At 63.7% G+C, this 16,385-nt stretch carries 13 protein-coding genes; 6 read left to right on the forward strand and 7 right to left on the reverse strand.

Annotated elements, in window-relative coordinates; all coding sequences use genetic code 11:
- Positions 1-168: 168 nt before the first annotated feature.
- From N7E70_RS26800 to N7E70_RS26825, 6 genes are all read left to right on the forward strand, one after another.
- Positions 169-1,134 (forward strand): ABC transporter substrate-binding protein, encoded by a 966-nt coding sequence (locus tag N7E70_RS26800; protein ID WP_263008123.1) that lies wholly within the window; start codon positions 169-171, stop codon positions 1,132-1,134.
- Positions 1,135-1,229: 95 nt separating this feature from the next.
- On the forward strand, positions 1,230-2,252 hold the full coding sequence (locus tag N7E70_RS26805) for a quaternary amine ABC transporter ATP-binding protein (protein ID WP_263008124.1): 1,023 nt from the start codon (positions 1,230-1,232) through the stop codon (positions 2,250-2,252).
- Positions 2,249-4,267: an ABC transporter permease gene (locus N7E70_RS26810; RefSeq protein WP_263008125.1), complete on the forward strand. Its 2,019-nt coding sequence runs from the start codon at positions 2,249-2,251 to the stop codon at positions 4,265-4,267. The genes N7E70_RS26805 and N7E70_RS26810 overlap by 4 nt, the downstream gene beginning before the upstream one ends.
- 13 nt (positions 4,268-4,280) lie before the next feature.
- On the forward strand, positions 4,281-5,162 hold the full coding sequence (locus tag N7E70_RS26815; RefSeq protein ID WP_263008144.1) for a phosphotransferase family protein: 882 nt from the start codon (positions 4,281-4,283) through the stop codon (positions 5,160-5,162).
- A 2-nt stretch (positions 5,163-5,164) separates the two neighbouring features.
- The gene (locus N7E70_RS26820; RefSeq protein ID WP_263008126.1) at positions 5,165-7,606 is read left to right on the forward strand and encodes a GcvT family protein; all 2,442 of its coding nucleotides are present in this window, start codon (positions 5,165-5,167) and stop codon (positions 7,604-7,606) included.
- A gap of 134 nt (positions 7,607-7,740) precedes the next feature.
- Complete coding sequence (locus N7E70_RS26825) at positions 7,741-8,223, forward strand: CAP domain-containing protein (protein ID WP_263008127.1); 483 nt, start codon at positions 7,741-7,743, stop codon at positions 8,221-8,223.
- An 18-nt stretch (positions 8,224-8,241) separates the two neighbouring features.
- Here N7E70_RS26825 and N7E70_RS26830 read toward each other — a convergent pair whose 3' ends face one another.
- From N7E70_RS26830 to N7E70_RS26860, 7 genes are all read right to left on the reverse strand, one after another.
- Complete coding sequence (locus N7E70_RS26830) at positions 8,242-9,162, reverse strand: DMT family transporter (protein ID WP_263008128.1); 921 nt, start codon at positions 9,160-9,162, stop codon at positions 8,242-8,244.
- 113 nt (positions 9,163-9,275) lie between these two features.
- Complete coding sequence (locus N7E70_RS26835; protein WP_263008129.1) at positions 9,276-9,533, reverse strand: hypothetical protein; 258 nt, start codon at positions 9,531-9,533, stop codon at positions 9,276-9,278.
- An 82-nt stretch (positions 9,534-9,615) separates the two neighbouring features.
- A complete protein-coding gene (locus tag N7E70_RS26840; RefSeq protein ID WP_263008130.1) occupies positions 9,616-10,908 on the reverse strand; it encodes an amidohydrolase family protein in 1,293 nt (430 codons plus the stop codon).
- Positions 10,905-11,846 carry an ABC transporter permease gene (locus tag N7E70_RS26845; RefSeq protein ID WP_263008131.1) on the reverse strand — a complete coding sequence of 314 codons (942 nt, stop codon included), beginning with the start codon at positions 11,844-11,846 and terminating at the stop codon, positions 10,905-10,907. The genes N7E70_RS26840 and N7E70_RS26845 overlap by 4 nt, the downstream gene beginning before the upstream one ends.
- 250 nt (positions 11,847-12,096) lie before the next feature.
- On the reverse strand, positions 12,097-13,146 hold the full coding sequence (locus N7E70_RS26850; RefSeq protein ID WP_263008132.1) for an ABC transporter permease: 1,050 nt from the start codon (positions 13,144-13,146) through the stop codon (positions 12,097-12,099).
- A 264-nt stretch (positions 13,147-13,410) separates the two neighbouring features.
- Positions 13,411-14,937, reverse strand: a complete 1,527-nt coding sequence (locus N7E70_RS26855) for an ABC transporter ATP-binding protein (RefSeq protein ID WP_263008133.1) — start codon at positions 14,935-14,937, stop codon at positions 13,411-13,413.
- Positions 14,938-15,098: 161 nt separating this feature from the next.
- Entirely contained in the window at positions 15,099-16,124 is a 1,026-nt protein-coding gene (locus N7E70_RS26860; protein WP_263008134.1) for a BMP family protein, read from the reverse strand.
- Between the last annotated feature and the right edge of the window lie 261 nt (positions 16,125-16,385).

The following is a 16,385-nucleotide window of genomic DNA, read 5'->3' on the forward strand; positions in this document are numbered from 1 at the left end:
CATCGGTCAAAAAAACACATAAAACCTCAAACACTCGTTGACAACGTGCATTACGCTGCGTGACACTCATGCAGTGACCTGGCAGGAGCCGCCGTCGCCAATGCCGTGCGGGCCTTCGGGTATACCAAGAAGAAACAACATCTTCAGAGGGTGATCAGGAGGCACGACATGTTCGCGCGCAACAAGGTTTTGCAGTCCGCAGCGGCAGCACTGGCGCTGTCTGCTGCGTTTGCCATGGCACCGGCCACGGCACAGGAATCCGCTGACCCGATCAAGCTGACACTACACGACTGGACCGGTCAGTTGATCACCACCGAGATCATGGGCGAAGTGCTGAAGAAGGCCGGATACAACGTTGAATACGTCCAGGCCGACTATCTCGCTCAGTTTGCCGGGCTTGAAGCCGGCGACCTGCATGTGGCGATGGAGATGTGGGAAACCACCGGACGCGACGCCATGGACGCGGCGACAGCAACCGGCAAGGTCGAGAACATCGGCCCGACCGGCATGAAGGCCAAGGAAGAATGGTGGTTCCCCGAATACATGAAGGAGAAGTGCCCGGGCCTTCCCAATTGGGAGGCACTGAAGGAAGCGTCGTGCGCCGAGGCATTCTCCACCGCTGAAACCGCGCCAAAGGGGCGCTACCTCGGCGGCCCCGTCACCTGGGGCGGCTTCGACGATGAGCGTGTACAGGCGCTCGACCTGCCCTTCGAAGTGATCCATGCCGGCACCGACGCCGCACTGTTTGCCGAACTCGAAAGCGCCTATCAGCGGCAGGCGCCGATCATGCTGTGGATCTACGCACCGCACTGGGCGCCGGCCAAGTACAAGGGCGAATGGGTCGAATTCCCAGCCTATACCAAGGAATGCTACGAGGACCCGAAATGGGGCTCGAATGCCGCAGCCCAATATGATTGCGGCAAGCCTTTCGGCGAAATCTGGAAAGTCGGCTGGTCAGGCGTCAAGGACAAATGGCCCGGCGCCTATGCCGCGATCAAGGCGTTCACGATCGACAATGACGAGATGGGCGCGATGATCACCAAGGTCGACCTCGACGGAAAGAGTGTCAGCGACGTGGTGGCGGAGTGGATGGGCGCTAACGAAGCCCGCTGGTCCGGCTGGATCAAGAAGTAGATCGGACTCCCGCATCGGGCGGAATGAACGACGCGTCGCCCCTTCGGCCCGATGGCCAAAGGGCAGACTGTCCGCAAGCCTTGTCAGCCGAATCGATGAACGATAGCCAACCTAAGCTCGTCTGCCGAAATGTTTGGAAGCTGTTCGGCTCCGGTTCGCGCGATTTCCTGCGATCGAGAGAACCGAAATCGATCACTGGCGACGATCTTGCGAAAGCAGGCCTCGTCGGCGCGGTACGCAATGTCAATCTTGAGGTGCGTGACGGCGAGATCTTCGTCATCATGGGGCTGTCGGGCTCTGGCAAGTCGACCCTGGTGCGCTGCCTGTCGCGCCTTGTCGAGCCGACCTCAGGCGAAATCCTGTTCAACGGCGAAAACCTGCTCGCCGCCGACGAAGCCCGGATGATCGAAATCCGCCGCCACCAGATGGGCATGGTGTTCCAGCAATTCGCTTTGCTGCCGCATTTGACGGTGCTTGCGAATGTGGCCTTTCCGCTAGAGGTTCAGGGCGTCAAGCGGCAGAAACGGGAGCAACTGGCGCGCCGCATGGTCGAACTTGTCGGCCTGTCTGGCAAGGAAGGTGTCTTCCCGCGCGAACTCTCCGGCGGCCAGCAGCAGCGAGTCGGCATTGCCAGGTCGCTGGCAGTGGAACCGGAACTCTGGTTCCTCGATGAACCCTTCTCGGCGCTCGACCCGCTCATCCGGCGCGAAATGCAGGACGAATTCATTCGCCTGCAATCGGTACTGAACAAGACTATCGTTTTCATCACACACGATTTCGACGAGGCGATCAGGCTGGCCGACCGCATCGCCATCATGAAGGATGGGGCAGTCGTGCAGATCGGCACGCCCGAGGACATCGTCCTTGCCCCGGCCACCGACTATGTCGCCGAGTTCACCCGCAACGTCCCGAAAGCCAAGGTGATCAAGGCGCAATCGATCATGAAACCGGTACAGGGTGCGCAGCCGAAAACATCTGTACCGGCGCGGGCCACCGTGTCGGATGCCGTCACACTTTTCGACGATTCCACCGATTGCGTCGGTGTCATCGACGAAGCAGGCAACATGTTGGGCCAACTGCTTCGGACCGACGTTGTCGATGTGCTGATGCGGGGATGACGATGACCGCCCCCGCCAACTCCAGCGTCGAAGCTGCCCATCCGATTGGCCTGCCACGCGGGCTCATCCCTTGGAGCGTCGCTGCCGCCGCCTTCATCGTACTTTGGCGGTTTGGTGGGGCCTATGACTGGGCGTTTGAATATCCCGGCACAGCGATCATCCCCGCTGGACGATGGATCGGCGATTTCATGAAATGGCTGATCAACGAGGCGCATTTCGGACTGTTCAGCTTCAAGGACCTGACCCGGTTCATTGCCGCCCTGATCGACCTGCCTTACCGCGGCGCGCTCAGCCTGCTGGCGACCGGCTTTCTCAAAGGCCAGGGCTCGGGCGCGGTCCAGATATTGCCACCGCTGTCATGGGTCGCAGTGACCGCGACCATTGGCCTGATCGGTTTTCATGCCGGAGGCCGCAAGCTCGCGATACTGGTGGTGCTGTGCTTTGGCTTTCTGGCAGCCTTCGGCCAATGGCAGAGCGCAATGGCAACGCTCGCCTCGATCCTGGTTGCGGTGCCGATCGGCGTGATTGGCGGGCTGCTGCTTGGCATTGCGGCCTATCGCTGGCACTGGTTCGAACGGGCACTCACCCCAGTCCTCGACCTGATGCAAACCATTCCGGTCTTTGCCTACCTGGTGCCGATCCTGTTCCTGTTCGGTTTCGGGCCGACAGCGGCGGTGGTGGCGACGGTGATCTACGCGATGCCGCCAATGACCCGCATTGCCACGCTCGCGCTGCGCGCGGTGCCTTCCGATACGCTCGACCTTGGCAGGATGATCGGCTGCACGCGCCGGCAGATGACATGGCGGGTGCTGGTGCCATCGGCCAAGGACGGCCTGATGGTCGGCGTCAACCAGGTGATCATGCTGTCGCTGAATATGGTGATCATAGCCTCGATGATCGGCGCCGGAGGTCTGGGTTTCGATGTTCTGGCGGCATTGCGGCGGCTCGACATCGGCGCCGGCCTGGAAGCTGGACTTGCCATCGTCGCATTGGCGATCGCGCTCGACCGTTTGAGCCAGGCGTTTGCCGCACGCGCCGGCACAATGACGCCGCCCGCCGTGTCGACCAGCCTCCCGGCTCGTCATCCCTACATCGTGGCGGCATTGGCAATGATCGTTCTGGCCGGTGTTGCCGGTCTCGCCATGCCGGCACTGCAAACCTATCCGCCGGCGCTCCAGCTCTCGACCGGCTCGTTCTGGTCCAATGTGGTCGGCTGGGTCAACGTCAACTACTTCGATACGCTGGAAGCGGCCAAGAACGCAGTCCTGCTGAACATACTGGTCCCGCTCAAGCGACTGCTGCTCGGACTGCCCTGGGCGGGAGTTACAGCACTCCTGGCCTTCGCCGGCTATCGCCTCGGTGGCCTTCGCCTGGCAACGCTCACCGGGGCGCTTGCTTTCCTTATCGCTGCAACGGGCCAGTGGGAAAAGGCGATGATCACGGTCTATCTGTGCGGAGTATCGGTCGTTCTGGCCTGCCTGATCGGCGTTCCCATCGGCATCGCCGCTGCCCAGCGCGACAGGCTGTGGAACTGGGTGCAGGTGATCATCGATACACTGCAGACGCTGCCATCCTTTGTCTACCTGATGCCTGCGGTAATGCTGTTCCGTGTCGGAGACTTCACCGCCATGATTGCGGTGGTGGCATATGCGGTCTCTCCGGCAATTCGCTACACCGTGCACGGCCTGCGCAAGGTCGATCCGCGCCTGATCGAAGCCGGCACCGCAATGGGCTGCACTCAATGGCAGTTGCTGACCAAGATCAAGATCAAGCTCGCACTGCCTGAAATCATGTTGGGACTAAACCAGACCATCATGTTCGCCCTGTCGATGCTTGTCATCACGGCGCTCGTCGGCACACGGGATCTCGGCCAGGAGGTCTACATCGCGCTGACCAAGGCCGATACGGGACGCGGGCTTGTTGCCGGTCTGGCGGTAGCCTTCATCGCCATCATCACCGACCGGCTGATCTCGGCTGCGGCCGCTCGGACAAAGGCACGGCTGGGATTGGGGTAAGGGGATGGATGCGTTGACAACAATGGACCGCATCCGCGACCTGCCATGCTGGAGGGGGAGCATCGACATCGCGCCACTCAAGGGCGGCATCAGCAACGAGAGCTGGCTGGTCGAGGACGGCAACGGCCGTCATGTCGTTCGCTTCGGCAAGGATTATCCGTTCCACCACGTCTTCCGCGACCGCGAGGCAATGGTGGCGCGCGCCGCCCACGAAGCAGGTTTTGCGCCTGAACTGCGCTATGCAGCGCCCGGAGTGATGGTCAGCGCGTTCCTCGGCGCCAAGACCTATGGCGCCGAGGATGTGCGGGCCAATGCCGGACGCATCGCCCATTTGGTCAAGCGCTTCCATGACGAAATGCCCGGGCATGTCTCCGGCCCGGGCTTCATGTTCTGGCCCTTCCACGTCATCCGCGACTATGCCCGCACACTCACAGCGGGCAACAGCCGGATGTGTCAGGAACTGCCGCGCTATCTCGACCTGGCCGAAAAGCTGGAAAAAGCGCAAGCGCCGCTGCCGATCATCTTCGGCCACAACGACCTTTTGCCGGCCAACCTCCTCGACGACGGCTCGAGGCTTTGGCTCATCGACTTCGAATATGCCGGTTTCTCGACCGCGATGTTCGACCTTGCCGGAACGGCCTCCAACGCAGGCATGACGGCGGAGGAGTCGGACGAGCTTCTGACCGTCTATTTCGGCGGCAGGCCGGACCAGGCGATCCGCCGCTCGCACCAGGCCATGCAATGCGCCTCGCTGCTGCGCGAGGCGATGTGGAGCATGGTCTCGGAACTGTACCTCACCGCCCCCGGCAGCGATTACGTCGCCTACACCGCCGAGAACCTCGACAAGCTCGAAAGAGCTCTCGAAACCTACCAGAACCAATACGGGAAACTGTAGCCATGGCCCTCCCCTCGCACGCGCAGATCGTCGTCATCGGCGGCGGCATCATCGGCTGCTCAACGGCCTATCACCTGGCGCGCGACCACAAGGCCGACGTGATCCTGCTCGAGCAGGGCAAATTGACCTCGGGCTCGACCTGGCATGCCGCGGGGCTGGTGGGGCAATTGCGCTCGTCGGCGTCGATCACGCGGGTGCTGAAATACTCTGTCGAGCTCTACAAAGGGCTGGAAGCCGAGACCGGCCTCGCCACCGGCTGGAAGATGACCGGCTGCCTCAGGCTTGCCACCAACCAGGATCGCTGGACCGAATACAAGCGGCTAGCGACAACGGCCAAGAGCTTCGGCATGGACATGCAGCTGGTGTCGCCTGATGAGGTCAAGCGCATGTGGCCTTTGATGGACACCTCGGACCTCGTCGGTGCGTCATGGCTGCCGACCGACGGCCAGGCGAGCCCATCCGACATCACCCAGTCGCTGGCCAAGGGCGCGCGCATGCATGGCGCCAAACTGTTCGAAAACGTGCGGGTCACCGGCTTCGAGATGAAGGACGGCCGCATCCTCAAGGTGAAAACCGACCAGGGCGACATTACCTGCGACAAGGTGGTGAACTGCGCCGGGCAATGGGCGCGGCAGGTCGGCGCGATGGCCGGCATCAACGTACCGCTGCAGCCGGTCAAGCACCAGTACATCATCACCGAGAAGTTGCCCGGTCTCGCCACCGATGCGCCGACCCTGCGCGACCCCGACCGCCGCACCTATTTCAAGGAAGAGGTCGGCGGGCTTGTCATGGGCGGCTATGAGCCAAACCCGCAGGGCTGGACCACTGCTGACGTGCCCAACGACTGGGAATTCCGCCTGTTCGACGACGATTTTGATCATTTCGAACAGCACATGATGCAGGCGATCGAGCGTGTGCCCGGACTGGCCGATGTGGGCGTCAAGCAGATGATCAACGGCCCGGAAAGCTTCACGCCCGACGGCAATTTCATCCTCGGCGTGGCGCCTGAATGCTCGAACATGTTCGTCGGCGCCGGCTTCAACGCCTTCGGCATCGCCTCGGGCGGCGGTGCGGGCTGGGTGCTGGCGCAATGGGTGGTCGACGGGGAGGCGCCGCTCGACCTCTGGGTGGTCGACATCAGCCGCTTCTCGGGCCTGCACCGCGACCGGCAATGGGTGTCAGACCGCACGCTCGAGGCCTATGGCAAGCACTACACGATCGGCTATCCGCACGAGGAATATGCGAGCGGGCGGCCCTACATCGTCTCGCCGCTCTACGAGCGGCTGAAGAGGCACCGCGCCGTGTTCGGCTCCAAGCTCGGCTGGGAGCGGCCCAACTGGTTCGCCCCGGAAGGCGTAGAGCCAAAGGACGTCTACGCCATGGGTCGGCAGAACTGGTTCGCGACGGTCGGCGACGAACACCGGCATGTGCGCGAGGCGGTGGGCGTGTTCGACCAGTCGTCTTTCGCCAAATACGAGATGACGGGCAAGGACGCGCAGAAAGCGCTCGACTTCATCTGCGCCAATGACGTGTCGAAGGCCGTGGGACGCCTGACCTACACGCAGCTCTTGAACACGCGTGGCGGCATCGAGGCGGATCTCACCGTTGCCCGGCTGGCCGACGACAAATTCTACATCGTCACCGGCACCGGCTTCCGCACCCACGATCTCGCCTGGATCAGCGACCACCTTCCTGCCGGGCTGGACGCCAGGCTGGTGGATGTCACCGAGCAGTTCGGCACGCTGTCGTTGATGGGGCCGAATGCGCGCAAGGTGCTCGAAGCGGTCACCGCGGCCGACGTCTCCAACGCTGCCTTCCCCTTCGGCCATGTCAGGGAGGTCGCAATCGCCGGTGCGACCGTGCGGGCGTTGCGCGTCACCTATGTCGGCGAGCTCGGCTGGGAACTGCATGTGCCGATCGGCGCCACCGGTGAGGTGTTCGACGCGCTGATGGCAGCGGGAAAGCCCCACGGCATCCGCCCTGTCGGCTACCGCGCGCTGGAATCGCTGCGCCTGGAAAAGGGCTATCGTGCCTGGGGTTCCGACATCACCCCAAACGACACGCCATTCGAGGCAGGCCTCGGCTGGGCGGTGAAACTCAAGAAAGACATCGACTTCCTGGGCCGCACGGCTCTGGAGAAGTTCGGCAACGCGGCGCTGACCAAGCGCCTCGCCTGCTTCACCGTCGACGACAAGGACGTCGTGCTTCTGGGACGCGAGACGATCCTGCGCGACGGCCAGCCGGTCGGCTACCTCACCAGCGGCGGCTATGGCTACACGGTCGGCAAGAACATCGGCTTCGGCTATGTCAAACATGCCGGCGGCGTCGACGACGCGTTCCTGAGCGGTGGCAGCTATGAGCTTGTGGTGGCCATGGAGCGCGTGGCAGCGAAGATTCATCTCGAGCCATTGTTCGATCCGGCAGCAGCAAGGGTGAAGGCATAGCTTCGACCGCCTAACCCGGGCTCGATCCTCGGAAACAGTTCCAAGGTCCCGTTCACGCCGAGACGCCATGCTCGCCAAAAAGCCATGATCTGCCTTATCAACGGTCGCCAACGACTGGAGATAAGGACGAGACCATGGCGCGACTGATGGGCACGGTGATGCGGGTGACCGCTCTTGGGTCCCTGCTGTTCCTGGCTGCCTGCCAGACGGGCGCGAACGTCGCCGGCGACGGCTCCGGTGCGTCGGCCACCGGCGTCACCTACCTGCAGACCATCCGCTCGGAGCATGGCCTGCCGCCGCTGCGCCCTGACTCGACGCTTGAGCGCGCCGCCCTGCAGCAGGCCGCCTACATGGCGCGCAGCGGCAAGATGGAGCACACCACCGGCTGGGGCAAGGATTTCGCTGCGCGCATGAAGGACGGCGGCGTCGAGGGCGCGGCGGCCGAAAACATCGCCCATGGCGGCATGGAGCCGGCCAAGCTGTTTTCAATGTGGATGAACTCCGCCGGCCACCGCCGCAACATGCTCGACCCGCGCTTCGGCAAGTTCGGCCTCGCCTATGTCCGCGAGAGCAAGGGCAGCGACAAGCGCTACTGGGCCCTGGTGCTCGGGCGGTAAAGCAGCGCCCAGCAGCCCTCAGTGGACGCTGGTCGGCACCGTCTCGGGCTCGGCCTTGTCCACCACCTTCTGGCGGTGGAAGATGAACAGGCCGGCGATGACGATGATTGCCGAGCCGATCAGGATCTGCGCGTCTGGATAGTCGCCGAAGAAGGCGATGCCCATCACCACGGCCCAGATCAGCAGGGTGTATTGCAGCGGCGCGAGCAACGAGGCGGGCGCGAGCTTGAGGGCGCGGGTGATCAGCAGATGCGCCGCGCAGGCGACGACGCCGAGCAGCAGCATGGCCGACCAGTCGATGGCGCTTGCCGGCTGCCAGTCGGATGCGGCCATGATGCCACCCATGATCAGCGCGCCGATCGTCTGCCATGTCACCAGCGTCGTGTCATTGGTGGCGCGCAGCTTGCGGCTGAGGATCAGGCTGATGGCAAAGGACATGCTGCCGACGACGGCAAACAACGACGGCCAGGACAGCGACGCGGTCGACGGGCGCAGCGCGATGACCACGCCGCAGAAGCCGAGCACGATGGCCAGCCAGCGGCGCCAGCCGACCTTTTCGCCGAGGAAGAAGTGCGACAGGGCGGCGATGTAGATCGGGCCGGCCATATAGAAGGTCATCACGTCGGCGAGCGGCAGATAGGCGACAGCGGCGTAGAAGAAGGCGGTGTCGGCCGTGGCGAGCACGACACGCAGCACCTGCAGGCCGGGGCGTTCGACATTGGTCAACGGACCGAGCCCCTGCCGGTAGATCATCGGGCCAAGAATGATGAAGGCGCCGATCGAGCGGATGAACAGCACCTGTCCGACCGAGAAACTCTCGACCAGCCATTTACCCATCGCGTCGTTGAGCGCGAACATGAAGTCGCCCAGCAACATGAGGAGAATGCCCGCAAGAACCATGTTGTTCTTCGGGAGGGCCAGGGCTTGTCGAAACGTCATGGTGCCAATCCGCCGGGCAACGGGCCCGGATTGAGGCTATCTATGCGGTTGGGCCGTCCGTGGCGAGAGCAATCTGGCCTGGACCATGCGTTGCCCTGTCGCAGTACCAGCGGTTACGGCTTGGGCGCCACCACGACAGGCCGATAGATCACGACGGGACGGTTCCAGTCGTCGAACGCCGACTTGCTCTGACGGAACTCGGCGAGGCGGTCGAGTTCGATGCGCTGCAGGCATTCGGCGAAGGCGTCGTTGCGCTTGGTGAAACCGTAGGAACGGCACTTGTCTTCATCGCGGGCGCGCTGTTCTTCCGCCGATACGCAGCCGGCAAGCAAAGCGGCCACGAACACCAGGAAAACCGACCTCGACAACATGACCTGTTCCTTCCGCCAACCGTGCGAATCTTGAGTTCTGTTGTAGACTTTTTTGTGACTTCTGGCCACGCGCTACGCCAGGTCAATTCGCCTGCGGCGGCACCACATGGCGGCGGTTGATGCTAGTCGGACGGCCCTTGATCGACAGCGCGGTGTCGCGCTTCGGACGTTCCGCCACGACCTTGCCCTTGGCAATCACGCAGAGGCGTTCGGCGCGCAGGCGCACAGCCTCGATCGGGTTGCCGGCGTCGAGCACGACGAGGCTTGCGGTCTTGCCGACTTCGAGCCCGAAATGGTCGAGCCCCATGATCTCGGCATTGACCTTGGTCACCATGTCGAAGCAGCGGCGCATGTCGGCAGGCGAAGACATCTGGGCGACGTGCAGGCCCATGAAGGCGACGTCGAGCATGTCGGCGGTGCCGAGCGAATACCAGGGGTCGAGCACGCAGTCCTGGCCCCAGCCGACGCGGATGCCTGCCTTCAGCATTTCCGGCACGCGGGTCATGCCGCGGCGCTTGGGATAGGTGTCGTGGCGCCCCTGCAGCATGATGTTGATGAGCGGGTTGGGGATCGCCGACACGCCGGCTTCCGCAATCAGCGGCAAGAGCTTCGAGACGTAATAATTGTCCATCGAGTGCATCGAGGTCAGGTGCGAGCCGGCCACCCTGCCCTGCAGGCCGAGACGCTGGGTCTCGTAGGCCAGTTGCTCGATGTGGCGCGACAGCGGGTCGTCTGTTTCATCGCAATGCAGGTCGACCATCAGGCCGCGCGCTGCCGCGATCTCGCACAGTTCGGTCACCGAGCGCGTGCCGTCGGCCATCGTGCGCTCGAAATGAGGAATGCCGCCGACGACATCGACGCCCATCTCCAAGGCGCGAATGGTGTTGGCGCGCGCATTGGGCGAGCGATAGAGACCGTCCTGCGGGAAAGCGACGAGCTGAAGGTCGATATAAGGCGCGATCTGCTTCTTGACCTCGAGCAGGGCCTCGACGGCCAGCAGCCGGTCGTCGCAGGTGTCGACATGGGTGCGAATGGCGAGCAGGCCCATCGACACGGCCCAGTCGCAATAGGCGAGCGCGCGCTCCTTGACCGCCTCATGCGTCAGCAGCGGCTTGAGTTCGCCCCAGAGCGATATGCCTTCGAGCAACGTGCCCGAGGCGTTGATGCGCGGCAAGCCATAGGACAGCGTCGCGTCCATGTGGAAATGCGGGTCGACGAAGGGCTGTGAGACGAGGTTGCCGGAGGCGTCGACGACGTTCTTGGCCGCTGCTTCGATTTTCGGCTCGATGGCAGCGATCCTGTCGCCCTTGATGCCAATATCGGCGACGGTTCCATCGGGCAGCGTACCGCCCTTGACGATCAGGTCGAAGCTCATCTCTCGCCTTTCTGATAGGGGATCATCAGCGCTTTCGGATAGGTAGCGCGGCGCGCCACCAGGATCAGGGCCAGGATTGACAGCGCATAGGGCATCATCAGGAACAGCTGATAAGGCACGACGCCGCCCGACATCTGCTGCAGGCGCACCTGATAGGCGTCGAAGGCGGCAAACAGGATGGCGCCGATTAGCGCCTTGCCCGGCCGCCACGAGCCGAACACCACCAGCGCGATGCAGATCCAGCCACGGCCGTTGATCATCTCGAAGAAGAACGAGTTGAACGCCGACATTGTGAGGAAGGCGCCGCCGACGGCCATCAGCGCGCTGCCGACCACCACCGCGCCCATGCGGATGCCGGTGACCGAGATGCCCTGCGCTTCCACGGCCGCCGGGTTTTCGCCGGCGGCGCGGACGGCAAGGCCGACGGGTGTTCGGTAGAGCACCCAGGCAACGACGGCGACGGAGAGGAAGGCGAGATAGGTCAGCGGCGTCTGCGAAAACAGCGCTTCGCCGACGATGGGGATCTTGGACAGACCAGGGATCGGCAATGGCTGGAATGGCTCGATCTTGGGCGGCGAGGTTACCTCAGGCAGCGCCAGGCGATAGGTGAAATAGGTCAGGCTGGTGGCGAGCAGCGTGACACCGATGCCGACGACATGCTGTGACAGGCCGAGCGGCACGGTCAGCGTCGCATGCAACAAGCCGAACATGGCCCCTGCCAGGGCCGCGACCAGCACGCCGGTCCACAGGTCGCCGCCGGCATAGACGGTGAACCAGCCGGCGAAGGCGCCGGCGGTCATAATGCCTTCGATGCCGAGATTGAGCACGCCGGCGCGCTCGCAGATCAGCTCGCCCATGGTGGCGAAGATCAGCGGCGAAGCAATGCGGATGGCGGCGACCCAGAAGGAAGCGGTAAAGAGGATTTCAAATGCGTCCATCAGAGGGCACTCCGCCTCGATACCAAACAACGCTGGCGCTCGACGTTGCCCCCCTCTGGCCTGCCGGCCATCTCCCCCACAAGGGGGGAGATCAGGACTTCGCCAGCGCCTCGCACAATCGTTCGCCTCGGAACTCCGTGTCGGCCAAAGCATCCCGGGAAACAACAGGAACTGGTGTGGCGTCGATGCGACTGATCTCCCCCCTTGTGAAGGAGATGGCCGGCAGGCCAGGCGCGAAGGATCTCAGCCATCACCTCCACCTCACCCTGAACCGCGTCAGCAGGATCGCCACCACCATCGTCAAGAGCGACGTGGCGACCATGACGTCGGCGATGTAGCTCGGCACCTTGGCAACACGGCTCATGGCATCGGCGCCGACGAAGATGCCGGCGACAAAGATGGCCGAGGCAATCACGCCGAGCGGGTTCAGCATTGCCAGCATGGCAACGACGATGCCCGAGTAGCCGTAGCCCGGCGACAGGTCGAGCGTCAGGTTGCCCTTGAGGCCCGAGACCTCGGAGAAGCCGGCGAGCGCTGCGAGGCCGCCCGACAGGAGTGCCGTCTTCATCAGCACGAGATTGACGGGAATGCCGACGAAGCGCGCGCCTTCGGGGTTGTGGCCGACGGCGCGCATCTCGTAGCCGAGCACGGTCTTCTTCATGATGACCCAGACGACAATGGCCGAGACGATGGCGATGACGAAGCCATAATGCAGGCGCTTGCCCTGGATGATGCGCGGCAGTTGCGCCTCGGCGATGACCTTCTGCGACTGCGGCCAGCCCAGCCCCATCGGGTCCTTGAGCACGCCTTCGAGCAGCATCGACACGAACAGCAGCACGATGAAGTTGAGCAGCAGCGTAGTCACAACCTCGTCGACGCCGAAGCGGGTCTTCAGCACGGCGGGTCCGAGCAGCAGCAACGCGCCCGCGGCCATGACGGCGACCATGATGATAGGGATGAGAATGGGCGCGGGCAGCGGCAGCGCGCCGGTGCCGAGCACCACGGTGATGATGCCGCCGACATAGAGCTGCGCCTCGGCCCCGATGTTCCAGAGCTTGGCCCGGAAGGCGACGGCAACGGCAAGCCCGGTAAAGATCAGCGGCGTCGCGCGCGTCAGGGTTTCCAGGAGCGCGAACTGCGAACCAGCCGCACCCTTGGCAACGAGGTAGAACACCGACAGCGGCGACGCACCGGCGACGAGCACCAGCAATGACGTGATAAGCAGCGTGGCGGCGATCGCTGCCAGCGGGAACAATAGCGTGACCGCCAGTGATGGCGCGGGTTTGGGCTCAAGCCGCATGGGTCTGCTCCGTGGCCTGAGATGTTTGCGGGACAGCACCCCCCTCTGTCCTGCCGGACATCTCCCCCGCAAGGGGGGAGATTGGCGGTGTCCGCGTCCACCCTCGTCCTGAGACCCTGGAAGTCTGCTTGAGCGTCAGCGGACGTCCTGCAACGTCAGTGATTGGCCTCAGAGGCCATGACGGCTGATCTCCCCCCTTGTGGGGGAGATGTCCGGCAGGACAGAGGGGGGTGGCGTGGAGCACTGACATCTGACCTCGCGCGTTCACGCCGGCTGCTCCCCACCATGGCCCGCCATCAGTTCACCCAGTTCGCGAATCGTCCGTTCCCCGCGCGCCGATGGCGCGGACAACCTCCCCTTGGACATCACGACGATGCGGTCGGAAAGCGCCAGGATTTCCTCCAGGTCCTCCGAGATCAGCAGCACCGCCGCGCCGCGCTCACGCGCGGCGAGCAGCATGCGGTGGACATAAGCGACGGCGCCGACGTCGAGGCCGCGCGTCGGCTGGCTGGCGAGGATGACCGCCGGTTCGGGGTCGAGCGCGCGGCCGAGGATCAGCTTCTGCATATTGCCGCCCGAAAGCAGGCGGATGCGCGCCTCGGGCGATGGGCATTTGACGTCGTAGTCGGCGATGATCTCCTCGGCGAAGCGGCGCGCCGCAGTCCAGTCAAGGAAGCCCATGCGGCTGAAACGTGAGCTGCCATAACGCTCGGCGATGACATTTTCGGTAACGCTCATGTCGCCGATCGTGCCGACGGCATGGCGGTCCTCGGGGATGCGGGCGATGCCATGGCCGAGGGCGGCGCGCGGGGACCAGTCGCCAACCGCGTGGCCGGCGATGGAAATCGCGCCGCCGGTCGGGCGCTGGGTGCCTGACATGAGTGCGGCGAGCGCTGCCTGGCCGTTGCCGGAAACACCGGCAAGGCCGATGATCTCGCCGGCGTTGAGTGTCAGCGACACCTCGTCGAGGCCGGCGCCGTTATGGCGCGCCGTCGAGACACGGTCGAGTGCCAGCAGGGCCGCACCTGCATGGACCGGACTGACCTCTGCCGGCTTGACCTCTTGGCCGACCATGAGGGCGGCAAGTTCCTTGCGGTCGGTCGATTTCGTCTCCCGTTCGCCGGCGAGCCGGCCGGCGCGTAGCACCAGCACGCGGTCACTGACGGCCATCACCTCATGAAGTTTGTGGGAGATGAAGATGATCGACAGGCCCTTGGCGACGAGCAGCTTCAGCGTGCGGAACAGCGCGTCGGTCTCGGCCGGCGTCAGCACTGCCGTCGGCTCGTCGAGGATCAGCACATGGGCGTCGCGGTAGAGCGCTTTGAGGATCTCGACGCGCTGGCGCTCCCCCACCGACAGTGTGGCCACGGTGGCCGCCGGGTCGACGGTCAGGCCGAAATCAGCGGACAACTGTTCGATGCGACGGCGCGCGGCTGCCCTGTCGAGCCTGGCTCGCCACAGGCCCTGGGTGCCCAGCGCGATATTCTCCAGCACGGTCATGTTGTCGGCGAGGGTGAAATGCTGGTGCACCATCCCGATGCCGGCATCGAGGGCCGCGCGTGGATCGCCCGGCGGCAGCAGCTTGCCGAACGCCTCGACAGTGCCTTCGTCGGCAACATAGTGGCCGAACAGGATGTTCATCAACGTCGTCTTGCCGGCGCCGTTCTCGCCGAGCAGCGCGATCACCTCGCTGTGCTTCAGCTCAAAGGAAATGGCGTCGTTGGCCGTCAGCGGGCCGAAACGCTTGGTGATGCCGGAGAGGCGAAGGACGGGGGTAGGCTCAGTTGTCATGAAGCGGCGACGGCAGCTGGAGGTCCCTTCCCCCCGCCTGCGGGGAGAAGGTGGCCCGAAGGGCCGGATGATGGGCAGTGCCGAAATCGGAGAGGATACGCTGCCCCTCATCGTCCTGTCGGCATCTTCTCCCTCGTAAACGGGGGAGAAGAACGCTGTCATCAGCTCGACTTCGGCTCGGCGTCGTTGATCTCGACAGTGAACGAGCCGTCCTTGATCGCCTTCTCCTTCTCGGCGACCTTGGCCTTGATGTCGTCGGGCACCTTGCCGTCGAAAGTGCCGAGCGGCGCAAGCGACGAGCCGCCATTCTTCATGAAGGAATAGACGCCGTAATCGTCAGCCTTGAAGGTGCCGGCCTTCACTTCGGCAATGGCCTTGTCGAGCGTCGGTTCGAAGTGCCAGAGCGCCGAGGCGACCACCGTTTCAGGATAGTCAGACTGGGTGTCGATGACGTTTCCGATGGCGAGCACCTTCTTTTCCTTGGCCGCGTCAGAGACGCCGAAACGCTCGGCGTAGAGCAGGTCGGCACCGCCGTCGATCTGGGCAAAGGCGGTTTCCTTGGCCTTGGGCGGATCGAACCACGAGCCAATGAAGGCGACCTGGAACTTGGTGTCTGGCGCCACTTCCTTCACGCCCGCCATGAAGGCGTTCATCAGGCGGTTGACCTCCGGGATCGGATAGCCGCCGACCATGCCGATGTTCTTCGACTTGGTCATCGCGCCGGCAACAAGGCCGGAGAGATAGGAAGCATCCTGGATGTAGTTGTCGAACACCGAGAAGTTCGGCACGGCGGCATCAGGCTTGAAGCTCGAGCCCATCAGGAAGGCGACGTCGGGGTAGTCCTTGGCGACCGCGCGAGCCGCGTCCTCGACGCCGAAGACCTCGCCGATGATCAGCTTGTGGCCGGCCTCGCAATATTCGCGCATGACGCGCTCATAATCGTTGTTGGCGGTGTTTTCCGAATAGACATACTCGATGTCGCCACGATCCTTGGCGGCGTTGGCCGCCTTGTGGATGCGGCTGACCCACTGCTGCTCGACCGGGACTGTGTAGATGGCCGCGACCTTGATCGGGTCGGCGGCGAAAAGCCTGCCGGGCAAGCCCATGGCCGCGACCGCGGCGGAGGCACCGGCGACCTTGATCAGGGTGCGTCTGGACATGCCTGAATTGCTGAAATTGCTGCGCATACGATCCACCTCTGGCTGGTTTTGGTCTTTTTGGCGAAGGCGACTTTTTATCGTTTGGTCAACGGTATGCGAAATCGCCGGAAGCGGCAATCTGGGGCACCCGACTGTCCACCGTACCGTGGCGGCTGCGACAGTACGCCCGGAGCCAAAGATCAACTGCAGTTTCCCTTCGCGGAGAGCTGCATTATACAGGCCGGCGCGGGGGATTAGCGCCCAAAGGACTTATTGATTTGCCTCGATTTTTTCGTCCGACGCAGAATC

Source organism: Aminobacter sp. NyZ550 (genome assembly GCF_025628925.2).
Taxonomy (GTDB): domain Bacteria; phylum Pseudomonadota; class Alphaproteobacteria; order Rhizobiales; family Rhizobiaceae; genus Aminobacter; species Aminobacter ciceronei.